Here is an 851-nt window from a genome sequence, read left to right as displayed (position 1 = left end):
TTTTTTAAATTAACGGGCCACCACCTTTATATACAATTTTTATTGGGTGGGCTGGTTCTTTTGTTAAAAACCGGGCGCGCCCGACTGGATGGACGGGCGCGCCCTCCGTCTCGCCCGGCAGCCCGCCTGGCCGCTCCCGGAGGTCGTGGATTGGGCGGCGGACCCGTTCCGGTCTCCCGCCTGGCGGCTGGCGTTCCAGTCCCTGTCCTGGGCCGGTGCCGCCGCCGAGAACCCGGATCCCCGGATCCGGGCGCGGGCCGTGGCGATGGCCGTCGCGTGGTCCCGGGCCAATCCGTGGGGGCAGCCGGCGGATCCGCTGAGCCTGCACCCCGCCTGCATGGCTTTGCGCCTGGAGGCCCTGCTGAGCCTGCTGCCCGTCGCCGCGCGGGAAGACGCCGCTCCGGATGGGGCGGCCGTCGAGATCCTCGGCGGCGAGGTCGTCCGGCACGCCTTCGCGCTCGCCGAGATCCTCGCCCAGCACACCGTGGCGGGCTCGCTGCTGGAGGTGGAGGCGGCGACGGCTCTCCTGGGCGTGGGCCTCGTTCTGCCGTCCCTGCCGATGGCGCGGCACTGGACCGGCTTGGCGACGCATGCCCTGCGCAGCGGCCTCGACGCGATGATCGACGCGGGCGGCGTGATCGCGGAGCCGTCGTACCATCGCAGCCTCGAGATCCTGACCCTGGCCTCGGTCCTCATCCCGATCCTGGGCGCCCGGCCGGACCTGGCTGCCCTCGCGGACGACCTCGACCGGCGCCTCGCCAAGGCCTGGGCCGACCTGGTCGCGCTGTTCGAGCCGGACGGCACCCTGCCCCCGTTCGGCGACGCCCCCGCGCACGACGATCGCGCCGACT

1 pseudogene is annotated in these 851 nt (G+C 72.3%); it reads left to right on the top strand.

Annotated features, from left to right (window positions below):
- Positions 1-145: 145 nt before the first annotated feature.
- A pseudogene (locus FV228_RS31130) lies at positions 146-851 on the top strand (heparinase); the annotation flags it as partial.

The organism is Methylobacterium sp. WL18 (assembly GCF_008040015.1).
GTDB lineage: Bacteria > Pseudomonadota > Alphaproteobacteria > Rhizobiales > Beijerinckiaceae > Methylobacterium > Methylobacterium mesophilicum.
The sequence above is the reverse complement of the archived record's forward strand: the minus strand, read 5'-3'. Positions and strand labels throughout refer to the sequence as shown.